This is a genomic window from Pseudomonas sp. PDM30 (genome assembly GCF_019218985.1).
In the GTDB taxonomy this organism is placed as follows: domain Bacteria; phylum Pseudomonadota; class Gammaproteobacteria; order Pseudomonadales; family Pseudomonadaceae; genus Aquipseudomonas; species Aquipseudomonas jessenii.
Window position 1 is genome coordinate 32,687 of record NZ_JAHUWM010000010.1, and the last position, 15,109, is coordinate 47,795.

19 protein-coding genes and 1 pseudogene are annotated in these 15,109 nt (G+C 62.3%); 1 reads left to right on the forward strand and 19 read right to left on the reverse strand.

Annotated elements, in window-relative coordinates; genetic code table 11:
- Positions 1–8 precede the first annotated feature (8 nt).
- The 11 genes and pseudogenes from KW840_RS21910 to KW840_RS21960 form a co-directional block, all read right to left on the reverse strand.
- The gene (locus KW840_RS21910) at positions 9–428 is read right to left on the reverse strand and encodes an integrating conjugative element protein (protein ID WP_218497811.1); all 420 of its coding nucleotides are present in this window, start codon (positions 426–428) and stop codon (positions 9–11) included.
- Positions 425–979 (reverse strand): glucosaminidase domain-containing protein, encoded by a 555-nt coding sequence (locus KW840_RS21915; RefSeq protein WP_218497812.1) that lies wholly within the window; start codon positions 977–979, stop codon positions 425–427. Before KW840_RS21915 ends, KW840_RS21910 begins: the two co-directional genes overlap by 4 nt.
- Positions 961–1,680 (reverse strand): TIGR03759 family integrating conjugative element protein, encoded by a 720-nt coding sequence (locus KW840_RS21920; RefSeq protein WP_218497813.1) that lies wholly within the window; start codon positions 1,678–1,680, stop codon positions 961–963. Before KW840_RS21920 ends, KW840_RS21915 begins: the two co-directional genes overlap by 19 nt.
- 10 nt (positions 1,681–1,690) lie before the next feature.
- The gene (locus KW840_RS21925; protein ID WP_218497814.1) at positions 1,691–2,362 is read right to left on the reverse strand and encodes a hypothetical protein; all 672 of its coding nucleotides are present in this window, start codon (positions 2,360–2,362) and stop codon (positions 1,691–1,693) included.
- Positions 2,359–2,868, reverse strand: coding sequence for a PilL N-terminal domain-containing protein (locus KW840_RS21930; protein ID WP_218497815.1), 510 nt, complete (start codon positions 2,866–2,868; stop codon positions 2,359–2,361). The genes KW840_RS21925 and KW840_RS21930 overlap by 4 nt, the downstream gene beginning before the upstream one ends.
- Before the next feature lie 130 nt (positions 2,869–2,998).
- Positions 2,999–3,712 carry a hypothetical protein gene (locus KW840_RS21935; protein ID WP_218497816.1) on the reverse strand — a complete coding sequence of 238 codons (714 nt, stop codon included), beginning with the start codon at positions 3,710–3,712 and terminating at the stop codon, positions 2,999–3,001.
- A gap of 65 nt (positions 3,713–3,777) precedes the next feature.
- Positions 3,778–4,272 (reverse strand): JAB domain-containing protein, encoded by a 495-nt coding sequence (locus KW840_RS21940; RefSeq protein ID WP_218497817.1) that lies wholly within the window; start codon positions 4,270–4,272, stop codon positions 3,778–3,780.
- Positions 4,273–4,337: 65 nt separating this feature from the next.
- Positions 4,338–4,595, reverse strand: a complete 258-nt coding sequence (locus KW840_RS21945; RefSeq protein ID WP_218497818.1) for a hypothetical protein — start codon at positions 4,593–4,595, stop codon at positions 4,338–4,340.
- A gap of 67 nt (positions 4,596–4,662) precedes the next feature.
- A complete protein-coding gene (locus tag KW840_RS21950) occupies positions 4,663–5,190 on the reverse strand; it encodes an STY4534 family ICE replication protein (RefSeq protein ID WP_218497819.1) in 528 nt (175 codons plus the stop codon).
- 760 nt (positions 5,191–5,950) lie between these two features.
- The gene (locus KW840_RS21955; RefSeq protein ID WP_218497820.1) at positions 5,951–7,927 is read right to left on the reverse strand and encodes a DNA topoisomerase III; all 1,977 of its coding nucleotides are present in this window, start codon (positions 7,925–7,927) and stop codon (positions 5,951–5,953) included.
- A 109-nt stretch (positions 7,928–8,036) separates the two neighbouring features.
- A pseudogene (locus KW840_RS21960) lies at positions 8,037–8,381 on the reverse strand (helix-turn-helix domain-containing protein).
- 141 nt (positions 8,382–8,522) lie between these two features.
- Here KW840_RS21960 and KW840_RS21965 point away from each other — a divergent pair.
- Positions 8,523–8,750 (forward strand): hypothetical protein, encoded by a 228-nt coding sequence (locus KW840_RS21965; protein ID WP_218497821.1) that lies wholly within the window; start codon positions 8,523–8,525, stop codon positions 8,748–8,750.
- Positions 8,751–8,843: 93 nt separating this feature from the next.
- On the opposite strand, the gene KW840_RS21970 is transcribed toward KW840_RS21965, so the two are convergent.
- The 8 genes from KW840_RS21970 to KW840_RS22005 all read right to left on the reverse strand — a co-directional run bounded on the left by KW840_RS21970 (position 8,844) and on the right by KW840_RS22005 (position 15,099).
- Positions 8,844–9,272, reverse strand: a complete 429-nt coding sequence (locus tag KW840_RS21970) for a single-stranded DNA-binding protein (protein ID WP_150752588.1) — start codon at positions 9,270–9,272, stop codon at positions 8,844–8,846.
- Between the two features lie 5 nt (positions 9,273–9,277).
- Positions 9,278–9,778 (reverse strand): DUF3158 family protein, encoded by a 501-nt coding sequence (locus tag KW840_RS21975; RefSeq protein WP_218497822.1) that lies wholly within the window; start codon positions 9,776–9,778, stop codon positions 9,278–9,280.
- A complete protein-coding gene (locus KW840_RS21980; protein WP_154910206.1) occupies positions 9,775–10,530 on the reverse strand; it encodes a PFL_4669 family integrating conjugative element protein in 756 nt (251 codons plus the stop codon). Before KW840_RS21980 ends, KW840_RS21975 begins: the two co-directional genes overlap by 4 nt.
- Before the next feature lie 150 nt (positions 10,531–10,680).
- Positions 10,681–11,886, reverse strand: a complete 1,206-nt coding sequence (locus tag KW840_RS21985; protein ID WP_218497823.1) for an STY4528 family pathogenicity island replication protein — start codon at positions 11,884–11,886, stop codon at positions 10,681–10,683.
- A complete protein-coding gene (locus tag KW840_RS21990) occupies positions 11,880–12,431 on the reverse strand; it encodes a DUF2857 domain-containing protein (protein WP_218497824.1) in 552 nt (183 codons plus the stop codon). The genes KW840_RS21985 and KW840_RS21990 overlap by 7 nt, the downstream gene beginning before the upstream one ends.
- Before the next feature lie 16 nt (positions 12,432–12,447).
- Complete coding sequence (locus tag KW840_RS21995) at positions 12,448–13,986, reverse strand: ParB family protein (RefSeq protein WP_218497825.1); 1,539 nt, start codon at positions 13,984–13,986, stop codon at positions 12,448–12,450.
- Positions 13,987–14,000: 14 nt separating this feature from the next.
- On the reverse strand, positions 14,001–14,879 hold the full coding sequence (locus KW840_RS22000) for a ParA family protein (RefSeq protein WP_218497826.1): 879 nt from the start codon (positions 14,877–14,879) through the stop codon (positions 14,001–14,003).
- A 4-nt stretch (positions 14,880–14,883) separates the two neighbouring features.
- A complete protein-coding gene (locus tag KW840_RS22005) occupies positions 14,884–15,099 on the reverse strand; it encodes an AlpA family transcriptional regulator (protein WP_218497827.1) in 216 nt (71 codons plus the stop codon).
- Positions 15,100–15,109: the final 10 nt, after the last annotated feature.

Sequence of the window (15,109 nt, forward strand, 5' to 3'; positions counted from 1 at the left end):
ATCCTCCCTCACTGTTCCAAGCCGGTGGGCGTGATGAGCACCGGGTAGTGTTCCAGCTCCAGCCGCTCGGCGATGTCGTCGCCACTCACCGGCCAGATGTTCAGTCCAGGGGCTGTCGCCTGGATGCGGCGCAACGCCTGGGCGTCGGCGACCTCGACAGCTAGCCCGCTGGCGCCCAGGTCCTGCAGGGCCTGTGCATGCTGCGCCAACCAGGCCAGCGAGGTTGCGTCCTGCCCGACCAGGAACAGCGGCGTGATGCCCGGCAGGTCCAACTTTCTAGGCGGCACTGCGCCCGGCGTGAGGCGCGCGCTGTGCACCGGCAGCACCCAATTCAGCGCGCGTGGATCGAGGGGCTTGGTGGGAGCGGCGATCACGGTTAGCGACAGCCACGTACAGATGGCCAGTGCCACCAAGCGCGAGAGACTCATGGCTGTGACCCTCCGCGAAGGGACGCGATCGCTTGGATGCGCTGCCAGTGCCGACTGAACTGTGTGCGGTAGCGCGCCGCGGGCGCACCGCCGGCCGGACGGTGATAGCGCCCAGCAGCCACGACCCAGTCACCCACATCGGCATAGTGCGCACGCAGTAGCTCGGCGGTGATGGCCAAGTTCGCCCGTGGATCGAGTGCATTGCAGGCGCTGGGGTAGCGGTCCGAGTGGTAGCCGAGGTTGGTCTGTCCCAGACCGACATCGATGCGCTTGGGGTCATGGCGTGTGAGTTCTAGCCTGAGCGCAGCACAGGCCTCATCGCGACTGGCAAAACGCTGCGGTGTGCCGGCGACATTCAAGGTCCAAGGCCAGGGCATGAGACGACCGCGTAGCGGGGTGCCACTCTCCTGCAGGGCGATGGCGAACAGTACCGAGGCGGGGATGCCGGCCCGCGCGGCGGCCAACTGGTACGCGGGCGGAGGCAGGGCGTCCGCCTGGACCACGGTCACGCCGGTCAAGGCCAGCGTGAGGATCAGTCGATGCGCTGCCATTTACCATCCACCTGCTGAAAACGCGCCGGCAAGGGTCGGGCCGCGCCCAGGGCGAACCACCGGCCGTGGTCGTGGTTTAGGGTGACCTGGCCGCTGCTAACCTGGGCTGGGGTAATGCCTGCGCCACGCGCCCAGTGTCGGAGACTCGCGTCGTCACCCTGGCTGCCCACCAGGTACACGTCCAGGCGGGCGCCGGCACGGAGCCACTGCTGGGTGTTGGTCGCGCAGTCAGGACAGCGTTCTTCCACGAACAGGGCATAGCGGGTGTTGCTCGACGTTGCGGACTCATCGGCCAGACCCTGCACCGGCAGCATTCCCGGGAACAGTCGTGCCCAGGCGGCGGTGTAGGCCTTCTGGTAAGCCAGCTCGCGTTCTGCGCGTTTGGCTTCGAGGCGAACCTGTAGTTCGGCGTAGCGCTGCCGCTCCTGCTCAGAGTCGGCCTCCACGCCCAGGGTGGTGAGAGGGTCGAGCTGCGGCGACCAGTAGTGGCGCGGCCCGGACTGCAGTTGCTCGAACTTGGCCCATTCGTCATCCGTTAGCCCCCAAACTTTGGCCTGCGTCGCGACTGACGGCTGCCGATCCAGCGGCGCCTGCTCGCTGTACTGCTGGTCTGATCCGAGCATTTTCGGTGCACTCCATCCCGGCCCTGCCAGCAGGCAGGTGGGAAGCAGGATCAGCGGGAGGGCGGAGAGCCGAAGCATAAGCACCTCTTCACGGCAGGGGCAGTGTGCGATCGCCATGGCCGGGGGCGTGGAACACGGCCTCGTCCTCGTGGATCGTACGCAGCTGCCAACCGTTCAGGCTGTCGCCGGGCTGCAGCAGGTGCACGGTCGACAGCGAGTGGGCACCGGTGGGCAGGGCAGTAACGAACCTCATCACGCCTCGGGTCTCGATACCCAGCAGGGTCAGCGGCGGCGCCGGGGCTTTGGCCTTGGCTTTCTGGCCCATGGGCGCCAGCGGCCGTGTTGTGTCGGCCGCTGGCACGGAGGCTCGTGCCGACTGGGTCTCAAGCGCAATTTCTGTCCTGCCAAGCCTCTGTTCCAGTGCACTGAAGTCGGCGCTGCTCGGCCCACTCGGTGCCGCTTGAACGGCCTTAAGCGATGCGGCCATCTCATCCAACTGCTGGCTGAGCGTCGTCTGCGCCGAAGCATGCTGACCTTGCGCGTCTCCCAGCGCCGCCACCTGCAGCTGCAATGTCGCGAGCGTATTGCCGAGCGCATCGACGTCGCGCCGCAACGCGGGAGCCGGGTCGGCAGGGGCACCGCGGGCTGCGGCCTGGAGTTCGGCCAATTGCTGGTGTTGGTTGTACGTTTCGCCAGCCAGCACGGCGGCGCCCAGGCACAGGCCGCCGATCACTAGGGCCTGAAAGCGGTGGACCTTCATGGCGCGATCTCCGATGTCGAGAGTGGCGGTTTGGGCTGTGGCGAGCGAAGGGTGTAGCAGACGGTCCGGTCGACCGGATCGATGTTGATCCTCCAGGCCGGTCCGCCGATGATGGTCAAGGCGTCCAGCAGCGAAATCGGTCCGAGTTGGTGGTGCACGGCGGGCAGGGGACGGCTGAACAACCGATCCACCGCTGCGCTGTCGGGGCAGAGTGAGTAGCCCGACCGTTGCAGCACGTGACGCAGTGCCTCCCCGACATTCGCGTGCAGAGCAGGGGCGATCTGTACGTTGATGAGCTGATACAGCGGCTGGCGCTGTTCCAGGGTCGGCTGTGTATTGGCCAGGGTGTATCGGTCCTGGCGGACCCATTTAGGTAGCTTGGGTTTCTGCTTCTGCAGTGAGGCCGGCGATACGGATGGCGCTGCTGGGGCGGGCGCCGGTGGCGACGTGTTACAGCCGGTCAGCGCGATCATCAGTCCGAGGGTGAGGAGTGTGGGGGTATGCATGTCCGGGTCTCGACAAAAGTTGCCGTTACCTTGGCGAAAGTGCGAGCCGCGCTCCTACCGAAAAACCGAATCTGGCCGTCCGGATTACCGTGAAGCACTCATAAAAAAGGCGCCCGTGGGGCGCCTTGGGTCAGTCTTCAGTGAATAGGGACAGTTCCGGGAGTGGCGCTGCGTCGGGGTCAAAGATCAGCAAGCGGGTGTCGGCATGACCTGCCAGCAGTAACAGCTGCAACAACACGGGCGGGACATCGTCATCGCGCATGCGAGTGCTGACTTCGTCGGCGCTGCAACTGCAGTGCCCTTCGGCCTCCATGCTCCAGGGTGTCGAGTACAGCTTGCACCCCACGGCATGGCTGCTGCTGAGTTCGAAGCACTCGAAGAAGCCTGTCGGTGAAGGGTGCCAAGCTCGCTCTTGCAGATACTCGAATTCCGTCGTTGGCAGGTGGGCAGAGCTGATCTCCCAACTGCGGCTGTAGTGCCCCGTGGAAAAGGACAACAGCTCGATCAGGGTGCGTGCTGCTTCCTCGTTGGGGAGGTCGCCGAGATGCATCGGTCGTCCACGGTGATGGTCGATGATCTGGTAGATCACGCTACTCACCAGGCCGGCGCCCGGGCGGCGCATACGGACAAATCTGGGCACGTTTTGGCCGTCGGTGATAACCGCGCAGTCGTCATCGAATACGCAGGGTTGGAAATAGATGGCCTCGTTGGGCAGCTGGATTTGCGCTGGGTGCAGAGGGCGGTAGCAGGGTGGACAATTGTTGGCATAGCTGATCTGGACGACGCGTTTGTAGCTCAGATCGTGGAAACCGCGAAGGAAGGGATTGCGAAATGATGGGGGCATGATGGTTCTCCTTAGGCGCAGAGGCCCCCCAAACTGGCGGTGACCTCCGAGGCAGGGATGGGCTGTCAGATCCAGCCATGTTCGGCGAGCGAAAGCGGGGTACCTGCGCCGACGATGATGTGATCCAGGACGCGCACCTCAACCAGGGCCAGGGCCTCGGTCAGGCGTCCTGTGAGTACCCGGTCGGCGGAGCTCGGTTCCGGGCAACCGGAAGGGTGGTTGTGACTGAGGATCACGGCGGCGGCGTTGTGCTCCAGCGCCTTGATCACGACCTCGCGTGGATAGACGGAGGCGCCGTCGATGCTGCCGGTGAACAGTTCGTCAAAGCTCAGCACGCGATGGCGTGAGTCCAGGCAAAGCAGAGCGAACACCTCGTGTTGGTAAGGGGCGAGCCGCAGCTTCAGGTAGGCTGCAGCGTCGGAGGGGGTCAACAGCAGTTCGCCGCGCTGGAAGTAACGTTGATCCAGCAACTGCAGGGCTTGGGTGATCAGTGCATCCTCATGGGCGCGTTGGGCCAATGCCGGGTCGAGCGCGTCGACCAGGTTCAGGGCAGTGTTCATGGGCAATTCCTCGTGGGAGATGGAGCGCCCCTGGGGGAGTGCCCCAGGCTGGTGAAGTGCATGATTCACAGACGCGTAAAGCGATGACGGGCACCGTGTAGCCGGCTTTGACATCCCTCGCACGCTCGGGTGGAAAAGGACTCGATGCCGGAGCCGGTCTGCGGATCGAAATCGGCGCTCAGTGGCATCAGGGCCTGCAGTTCGGTGCGCAGCTGCGCGATGCGTTGCTCGATTTCAGCCTCGCTGTAGTACAACGAAAGTGCGCTGAAATCGTCATACGCGACCGCTTGCAGGCAGTCCTCGCAGAGCCAGAAGCTTTCCATGACGGCCTCCGACGTGAGTGGATAACAGGCGCTCGTGGGAGCGCCTGTTGGTGGCGGTCAATGTGCCTCAGGCAGACTGACGTGCAGCGGTGGACGCGCTCGCGCGGGCAGAGGCGGGTTGGTGCTGTTCGGCGACGGTGTCGGCTTGGTCCGATTCCGCTGCTGCGTCGATAACGGTAATGGAGTCGGTGCGAGCGGGTGCTCGGTAGCTGAACTGGCCATCAACCTTGATCCACTCGATGAAGATCAGCCGGCCTTTGAGGCTGGCACCGGGTTGGCCCTTGCGCTCGCCTTTTTCGTACAGGAAAGGGTCAACCCAAAGGTCACCAATGCGAAAGGCGATCAGGACCTTGCGTTCAGCACGGACGTCTTCCAGGTGTTCACGGATCAGCCGTTCGGCTTCACTGCTGGCGACCTTACAGTCGAAGCGGGTGTACTCGACGTCGTCCGAGGCACCGTGCAAGGCGGCAATGTCACAGGCCATGAACGGTTGCCCGCGACGTACAGGGACTTCGCGAACGCGGTTCAAATAACCAATGCCTTGGGTGTGCAGGTTGAAGTAGGTGGTGGGAGCGTTGTTGCTTGCAGTCGTCATGGTGGATCTCCTGGTTAGCAGAAACGCGGATATCCACCGGCCCTGGCGGCTGGTGAGTTCCGCAAGGGGGAGGTGCAAAAAAAGCGTGGTCGGTAGAAGGGCGCTCATCACCGACAGGTCGGTGACCGTGCGAGCTGCCGAGCGCTGATCGCACTGGGGGAGAACCACCCGAAATGGGCGTAGCCTTGAAGGTTCCGGCTACCTGTACGCTGTCAGCGACAGCGGTGTGCAGTTCATCTATAAAACGGCGCCAACGGCCCGTCAACAGTGGATTGGGGGAGGCTTGGGCGGGCGGAAGTGGGTGGCACTCAGTGGATTCTGCGTGACGAAAAAATAGCCCGACGGTCATCAGGCTAGGAAGAGCTAGACCACCCTTGACCCGGTAACGTGACACCGGAGTTCATCGCAAAACCTCCGCTGTCGATCCACCTGGATCAACCGACCCTTGTCGTGGCCTGGGTCGAAATCAACTGGCACGCATCCGCGCACAAAAGGTGCCCAGTGTTTCGCCGGCGGGCACCGGTGCTGAGCATCGTCGCCGAAGCGGATGACCCCTGAGACCTGACACCAAGCCGCACGGGTCATCCACCTTGGGGACCTGAAACGCTGGGGAGAAATCCGAAGAAAAAGTGAAATGCGGCTCCGAACTCTTCGAGTCTGACCGAGCTGCCCGGAGCGAATCGGTCTGGGGTCGCCAAGCGGCGACGGACCTGATCACTACACCAGTGCTGCCGTACGCCGTCAAGTCACACATGCCCGCTCAGAAGGCGCCTGGCTGCTTGGTGCGCTTGGGTTTGGCGACCGGCTTGGTGCCCTTGCACTCGGGATAGCGGGTGCACGACCAGAAGCTGCCGGTGCGGCCTTTGCGCTGGTGCATGGCGCTGCGGCACACGGGGCAGCGCGGGCCTTTGGTAAGCGTTGGCGGCAAGGTGAGCGAAGCGTGGCCACGCACCAGCCGGGTCAGCCATTCCGCCTGCCTGGCGAGGAAGGTTTCGACGCTCAGCTGTCCCGTCTCAATACGATCAAGTGCCTGCTCCCAGAGTGCGGTCAGCGCCGGATCGGCGACCTCCGCCGGCACGGCCTCGATCAAGGTGTGTGCCGCCGCCGAGGCGACTAGGTTGCGTTTTTTCTTGGTCAGGTACCCGTGATCGATCAGGCCCTGGATGATCGCCGCTCGGGTGGCCTCGGTCCCGAGGCCGCAGCTGTCCTTGAGTTTCTGTTTGAGTCGTGAGTCATCCACCTGGTTGGCGATGGTTTTCATGGCCTTGACCAGTGTGCCTTCCGTGTAGGGCTTGGGGGGCTGTGTGCGCTGCGCGTTGACCGTGGTGTCGGTCACTGCCACCGCTGCCGACTCGCGCAGTGTGGGCAAGCTTTGGGTTTGCTCTAGAGGTTCGTTGCCGTCGGCCTCGTCGATCACCGCCTTCCAGCCGCGTGCCAGGATTTGCTTGCCGCGCGCCAGTAACTGATCTTCGTCACTGTGCAACACCACCTGGGTTTTCAGGTACTCATGGTCGGGCAGAAATTGTGCGAGGTAACGGGCGCGAATTAGTGTGTAAACCGCCCGCTCGCGTTCGGAGAGCTGGGTCAGGTCTAGCATCACAGCAGTGGGGATGATGCCGTGGTGGGCGGTGATCTTGCTGCTGTTCCAGGCCCGGGAGCGTCGGCTGGGGTCAGCCTCCTTCAGCCATTGTCCGATTGACGGGGCGGCCGCCGCCAGGGCGTGGAGTACGCGCGGCACCTCATCCAGCATGCTTTCCGGCAGGTAGCCGCAGTCGGTGCGTGGGTAGGTCGTTGCCTTGTGGGTTTCATACAGGGCTTGGGCCACCGCCAAGGTTTCCTGGGCACCGAGGCCAAGCTTAGCCGAGCAGATCTCCTGCAGCGTGCCCAGATCGAACGACAGCGGAGGGCCTTCGCGCACGTGCTCGACCTCGATGCGGCGGATCTGGGCAGTCCCCAGTTGGCTCAAGCGCAGCGCCGCGCTCTGTGCGACCGCTTCGTCAATGCAGTAACCGGCTTCGTCACAGGCTGCGGTCGGTGGCTGCCAGCGCGCCTGAAAGACCGTCCCGTCGGCCTCCAGATGCGCATCGACGGTCCAGAACGGCTGAGGCTCAAAGCCCGCTATCGCCCGATCTCGCTGGACCACCAAGCGCAGCGTCGGCGTTTGCACACGCCCCACCGGCAGCAGGCCGTCGAAGCCGGCGCGGCGCCCGAGCAGGGTGAAGAGCCGGCTCAGGTTGATACCCACCAGCCAGTCCGCGCGTGAGCGTGCCAAGGCGCAGTGGTACAGCGGCAAGGTCTGTTCACCTGGGCGTAGCGTGCCCAGTGCACGGCGAATCGAGGCATCGTCGAGGGCGGAGAGCCACAGGCGCAGAATCGGTCCCTGGTACTGACAGCGCTCAAGGATTTCCCGGGCGATCATCTCGCCTTCACGGTCGGCGTCCGTGGCGATGACCACCTCGGAGCAGGAGCGCAGCAATTGCTGGATGACCTTCAGCTGGCTGGCGACCTTGGGTTTGATCACCAACTGCCAGTGGGCAGGAATGATCGGCAGGTCCTCCAGCGACCAACGTTTGTAATTACCATAAGCCTGAGGCGGTGCTGTTTCCAGCAGATGGCCCACGCACCAGGTGACGGTGGCCCCCTGGCCTTGCAAACAGCCGTCGCCACGCCGGGTGGCCTGCAGCACGCGGGCGATGTCGCGGGCTTGAGATGGTTTTTCGCAAATAAACAGTCGCATACGTCGGCCCTCTCGGTGAGGTACCGATTGGGTGGCGGTGTGGCGTGAGAGAACCAGCGAAAACCTGAATGCGCCGAGTTCATATCGGCGGTTTAATGGAGGTGAATGGTTACTTTCTTTGCGCGAGGTGAGCGGCCAGCGTTTGCAGAAACTCCAGGGCAAATTTTTTATCTGCTTCGCCAAGCTCCTTGATCAGCGATGCAATTTTCTGGCCTTGGTCCTGGGGGCGAGGACTGATGGCTAGCAGCAGCTCATCGGCGGGACAGCCGTACATATCGGCCAATTGCAGCAGCTTGTTGACGGTTAGTTCGACCACGCCGCGTTCAAAGCGCGATACGGCTTCGGCGCCGATTTCCAGACACTCGCCGACTTACTCTTGGGTCAAACCACGTGCGCGGCGATACTTCGCCAACTGGCGACCGATGTGTTGTGGGCTAGGCTCTTTGACTGGCAACGGGGGCGCTCTCCAATTCGACCCGTATGGTTGACCAGCAACCCGAATATATGAACGCCTCATAAGGTTGACTAGCAACCCTATGAGGCGTATCACCTGAATTGAGTGTGATAACCCGCCCGTCAAAACGGAGCTTACGACTTGGACGGATCTAACGAGCGTGAGGCAGATGCGTTAGCGATCAAGGCCCATGAGTTGTTCATGGCAACCCACCTGGAACCGGACAATCTGAAGGCGCGCGCGAGGTTGATCGCATGGGTTCAGGAAAGCCAGGCGCACTGGCGGGCATTTCTTGCTCTGGACCAGTACCTGGCTGAGGTGACGCAGCTGCTGGATGCTGATCAGCGGGGAGAGGCCCGGCGGCATTGAACCACCTGCAGTATCCAGCGTTGCGCGCCGAACGGGCAGCGAGCCCTCAGGGGTATCGCGCTGCAGGCTGTGATTCCACTGAGGACCAGCCGCTTAGCCGGACTTGCGTGGAGTCTTCTTGCTAGCCCCCTTGCGTCCGGAGCCGCTGCTTTCATTGGCCTTTTCGCGCATGGACACCGAGGCCAGACGGTGGGGTAGGATGCCGATGCGTCGGGCCTCCACCTTGAACGTGACCCGCGCGTTGTCCTCGCTGTCCTCCCATTCATCCTTGACCGTCCGGCCCTCGACCAGGATACGCATGCCTTTCTGGTACAGGGTGCTCCAGTGCTCGGCGTCCCGGTGCCAGAGCTCGACGGGGGCCCAGTAGCCGCCGCGATCCTCGTAGCCGCCCTCGCGCGGTACCGGATTGTCGAAATAGACATTCAGCCGCAACAGGCGTCGCGGTTCATCCGGGGGGTTGTTGAACTCCTGGAACTCCGGGGCGCTGCCGATGTTGCCTTCACCAACAAAGAACGTGCTCATGCTTGCTACTCCTGGGTGGGGGAACGGGATAGATCGAAGATGGTCTCGGCGGCGTGCAGCTTGCTGACGCCGGTTTCGGCCTGGCGATACAGCGACTGCAGGCTACTCATCTGCAGGTTCAGGGTGACGCGGTTGACCTCCAACTGGTACAGCGCCTCCCGCAGCGAAGGCGCCAGATGCGGAAGTGCCATCGCCTGCTGCCACACCTGTACCCCCATGCGCTGGAAGTCCGGGCTGCGCCAGCGCAGGAAATCGGTTCCGGAGGCGCTGTGCTGGACGACCAATCGCAGGTCCAGGAGCGAGAAGGGAGGCTGCGCCATGATGGTCAGCATCACCCCCATCAATCCGGCGACCCGGGTGCGCAGGCGCAGGATCGTCGAGGCGAATTGCTGCAGTTCCCCCTTACCCTTAAAAGGCTTTAAAAGGCCTTTTAGGGAGGCACCTTGTTCGAACTCGCGATAGGCATCCGCTGACAAACGCCGGACGATCGCTTCGGCCAAGGTCATGCTTCACCCCCTTCGGATGGAATGTCCTGCGCGGGCTGAGCCTCTGTCTCTGCCTGATCTGGCTCATCGCGAATCGAGGCCGTGGAACCGCGTGCGATGGGTGGGGCAAATTGGGAGCGGCGGCTGCCCTCGAGAATGTTTCGCGGTGGCGTGCCGAACTTGTCGATGGCCTCGCGGGCGCGGGCGTTGTTGGCGGCCATGTCATCCCGGCTGACCCCGGCCAGGCGGTAACGCTGCGCCAAACCGAACAGGCTGCGCAGCAGATGGGCGCCACGATCGATCCAGACTTCCATGTCGCTGCGGCCGATCAAGGCGGTGTGATGGGCGAGGAGCACGCGGCGCACCAAGGTGTCGTAGTCGGTCAGCAGGTAGACCGCGAGAAAGCCGAGCTGGCTGCCGATGAACAGCGGCAGGGTGACGGGATGGATGTTGAGGTTGTCGCCGACATCGACTTGGGTGGGCAGGTCGCGTTCCACCTGGCTGATCTGGCTGGTCAATGTGAGCATTTCGGCCTTGGCCTGCAGCAGCTTGTCTTCCAGCTGGAGCATGAACCAGTCGGCAAATGGGTCGTCCTGGCTGCTCGCGTGCTTGAGCAGGTTGGTGACGCTGATGTAGCCGGCCATGCCCATGATGGGGTGCACACCTTCGCGGGCCATGCGGCCTTGCCACAACCGCGCGGCATGATGGGTGTGCAGAGTGAGGGTGATGCTGCTGCGCAGAGAGCCCAGGTTGAGCTGATAGTGATCGACCATCGCCAGTACCTCGCCGTCGGAATGACGCAGACAATGGGCTGTTCAGTGAGGCGCGGCGCGGATCAACGCGAAGCTGATGTGCTCGCATTTACTGGCAGTGGATTTCCCTAGATTTGATGGCACCGGCATTGATTCCGCTGGCGTCCAATCTTAAGGCGCTGCGCCTATGCCGCGACAACGTTGCTTCAGTTCCTCCAGGCACGCCAAGGCCAGTGGCGAGGCCGTGCGTTCGCCGCTGCGCCGTGGACGCTCGCAGGGCGGTTCTGCCTTCGGATCGCGGTGGGACGTGGTCACTTGCGGAGTCATCTCGGCCCGGGCCGCCCACAAGGTAAATTCCCCTTGGCATGCGCGCTTGATCAAGCCCATCAGGTAGGCAACCGGTTTGCGGATCTCGCCGCGGGCGCACCGCACCGACGCTTCGTTGATCACTGCTTGTTGCTGTTCAGGTTCGAGCTGGCGCATCGCCTGGATGGCCATGCGTCGCTCGGTTGGGCTTAGTGGTAGGTCTTCTGGCCATCGGGCTTGGCCGAACTCCACCTGCGCCAGTACCGTACTTGTTTTGCTTTTCTCTTTTTGTACTGTACGGCCGGCGTCGGCATTCCGAATCACAGTAGAAATCGGCGCGTTGCTGCAGGGTTCGGAATCCGCTGGCGATGCGCCTGCAGTTTGAACCTGGTGGCTTTTTCCAGGTTCGGAATTTTCCGCACCTTCGCTGGTTAGGGGTAGCGATTGCTGCTGAGCTGGCATAGCAGGTGCGGCGAGTTTCTCCTTATCGACTGCCGCCACTTGTGGGTCTGCGTAAATTTCCTCAATCACATGCTGCGCCACGTCACGCACGCCTTTCGTAACGTGGGTGAGGTTCTGCTGGAGCAGCGATGCGTAGCCGCCGTCGAGCTCAAGCTGTTCGGCGGGAGTCAACGGGTCACCGTGCAGCACGTAAATGCAGCCCCGCAGGCAGCCTTGCGCATCGCGGGATCGGTCGACCAAGCTGAGCCAGCGGGTAGTACGGAGTACGTTGAGCGCTCGGGCGATGGTTTCACGTGATGCCCGGGAACCGCAGGGGCTGGTGGCCAGGTAGGGCTGCAGGTCTTGGTAGCGAGGCGTTTTCACCCGGCGTTCGGTGATCAGCCAGCGCAACACCTGCCAGGTGTTGCGCTCCAGCGGCGTCAGCCGGCGATCAAGCAGCAACGCTTGGGGCAACGGATCATTGTCGCCATAGTAGATGGTCCGTAGCGGTGCCTCCGCAGTGGAGGCAGCCATTTGGGCCTGTGCCGCCTGCCACTCCATACGACGCCGCAGCGCGTCGTAGCACTGGCGCACCACATCCTGCCAGTCGACCTGGTAGAAGTTCAGCATGGCGCACCTCCGTACAGTTCAATCTGCTGCCAGATCAGGGTCAGGCTGATGTGTTGTTCCTCCGCCAGCATCATCATCGCGTCCAGTGGATCGTTGTCCGGATCGTCTCCCCGCAGTTGGCTCCAGCGGTTCCACACCGCATGCTCTTGCGCCTCGCTGAGCTGAACCGGCCGACCGCGGTGGGTCTCGATTTTAAGCACGCGACGACGCAGCGCGGTTTCCGAATGGTCCAGGCCAAAGCAGCGGTACATGATGCTGGAACTTGCCCCCAATTTGAGAGCCCGGTTGATCAGCCGCTCGTTTTGTTCATCCCGTTCGGCCTGGGCGATGAGGCGTCGCAGCACGGTCGTGTCGACTTTGACCTCCACCCAGGCTACGGACGAGTGCGCCAGGTGGGACAAGGTGGTCGGTGGTAGCGACTGCAGGACCTCGATGTCTTCATCGGCCAGCCCCAAGGCTTTGCACCGCTGCAGACGCCCATGGCGCAGTTCATGCAGCACCTGATTCAACATGGCATGGTTCAACAAATTAAAGGTGGTGGTCATGAGGCAGTTCCTCACGTTAGCGAGTGGACGACAGCGTCAGATCGATCAGCCGCCGGGAGTGGCGGATCAGCGAGAATAGATGCTCCAGCTGATCATCGGGGAGCCGCTCGAGGCCAACCGTCAGGGAGGGGCGTTCGGCAAATGGCAGGTCATAGGCACCGATCAGCAGCTGACCAAAAAGCGCGGCCGGCAACTGCTGACGTTGTTCCCAGGCCACGTCATCTTGTAAACGCAGCAGGGCCGAGAGCAAAAGCTGAATGCCGGTATATCGTGGGCTGAGCAGTTCGCCGTACTCCAGTGACAGCGTGAAGCCCAGGCCGTCAGCTTGCGGCCTGACCATTGCACTGGCGTCGGCATATTTGGCTAGATCGGTCGCCAGCGTGACGCAGGTTTCGCGCAAGCCGTTGATGTCATTCAGTGACGTGACGCGTGGTGAAACCGGGCTCGCCGGTGACTGAACGTCATCGATGCCATGCTGCTGCTTCACAGTAGGCTGCTCGTCACTTAGCGCCTGGCGAATGTGGGAGAGGCGGGGCTCTTTCGCCGTCGAAGGGGCTCCGCTACTTAGCTGTTGCTCGGGATTAGACGACTCGATTGATGTTTCGGAGGCGTCCACGCTTTCTGGCGACGGGCGTGGAGAGTCATCTTCTGAACTTTGAGGCAGAGGATGAGCGTTAGTTGCTGCGTGAGGCGACACGTGCTGTTCCTGGTACATTTCCAGAGCTAGCAGGCGGGGCGTCTGATTCAGGATCATTGCCATTTTGGCGATCAGCTCGTCCTGTAGCTCACTCGAGTCCAGTTCGGGTTTTTCACCTTCGAATGTCGACAACACTTCTAACCACAGCATCGCGAATTGTTGGGCATCACCGAAATACTGGTTCCAGGTCGACTCCGCTCGGCGCCGCAGCGTGATCAGCCGCTCGATGGCGGGTTTGCCGAGACCTGCATAAAGGATCTGCGGAATGGCAGGTAGCAGATGCTCGAGCGCATCGAACATACGGCTGATATGCGATTGCGAGACAGGGTACCCACCTTGGCTCAAGCGCGCGGAGAGCTCGCGTTGGCTCAGGGGGGCACTAGGCTCCTGAAACATGTCCTTGAGTTTCGCTACCGCGAGGGCCCTCTCGATGAACGTGAGCTGACCGTGCAAATCGCTTTCGGCCAAGTGCCCAAGCAAGGCATGTGACTCGGATTGCCAGGGACGGAACAGGCAGTGGATACGAAAGAAATGCTCTTCGCGGGTTTCCTGCCAGAGTTCACCGAGGATGCTCAAACGGGTGTTGCCGCCGTTGCGGATGATGAAGTGCTGCTCATTCGGCCGACGGGTGATGGAGGGTGGTTGGTCCAAACCGCGTTCGCGGATCGAGGCTTTGAGCTCGTCATACAGCGGATTGCGAATGACACGCGGATTGAGCTCGTAGGGACGCAGTTGCTCGAGGGTGACGACCATCGGTGTGTCGCTGACGGGAGCGGCCGTGACCTCACGGTCCGGCTTCTGCGGGAAATGGGCTTGCTGCAGTTGACGTGTGATTTCTTCGGAGGTCGGCGGCTTCATCACACATCCTCCGATCAGTCGCGACGGATAAGCCGGCTACCGGCTGTTGACGTTTGACTAGTTTCGTACGCTGTTGGGGAGCTCAGTAGGTCGGTCCATTCTGGAAACAACTCGAGCGCCAGTGCACGCATGACCTCAGCGGCGCAACGGCTATGGCTACCAGCCGGTGGAGTGAAGTCGACGCGGTGCACGGGCAGCCCCAGTGAGGCCGCATTGAGGTAGGCCACCCGATCGGGAATCACTGTGGCGCAGAGGCTGACATGAGGATCGGCCTTAAACGAATCTTGGAGGCTCTCCATAATCAAGCGGGTATCGCGGCGATTGGCGTTAACCTGATTGAGCAACAGCTTCACTGACGGCAACGCGACCCCCAGGTAGCGGTACGGCTCCAATTCCTCAAACAGCCCGAGCGTGCCGCGGCGCAGCTCGCGCGCTGCGAGCATTTCCGGCGGGACTGGGCACAGTGCGCAATCGGAGGCGAGGAAGGCCATCTCCACCACCACGCTGCGCGCGCCTTGGGTATCTACGATGAGCACATCGTAACGATCCTGGAAGGCTGGTAGCAGATTGCGCAGTCGAAGGCGGCCATCGTCCGCTTGCATCAGCAGGGCGTTAATATGCCCGGCGCGGTCGTTGGACACGATCAATTCAAGGTGTTGAATGACGGTGGTGGTGATCACCTGCTCGGGAGCAGTGAGCCGTTGCGAGATTAGTTCGTAACTGCCGGCCTCTCGGAGCTCGCACAAGGCGAAGTAGCTGGACAGCGTCGGTTGGCTGTCCAGGTCCAGCAGCAACACCCGCAAGCCTGAGTCGGCGAGCAATCCACCAATATTGGCGGCGACGGTGGTCTTGCCGGCGCCACCCTTGGTCGAGATCAACGAAAGAACTTTCATGACCCTAGGCTCCCGTCGACAAGCGATCCTGAACCCACTGCTCAATCTCCAGTGAGTCCCAACCGACGGCACGCGTGCCGATGCGGCGGCATTGCGGGAACAGTCCGGCTTTCATTAGGTTGTAGATGTGCGAGCGTTTGAACCCGGTTTTTTGTTCGACCTCATCACGACGCATGATGTGGCGCTCGGCTAACAGAGGGGCAGGGCTGGTAGATTGCATGGTGTCACTC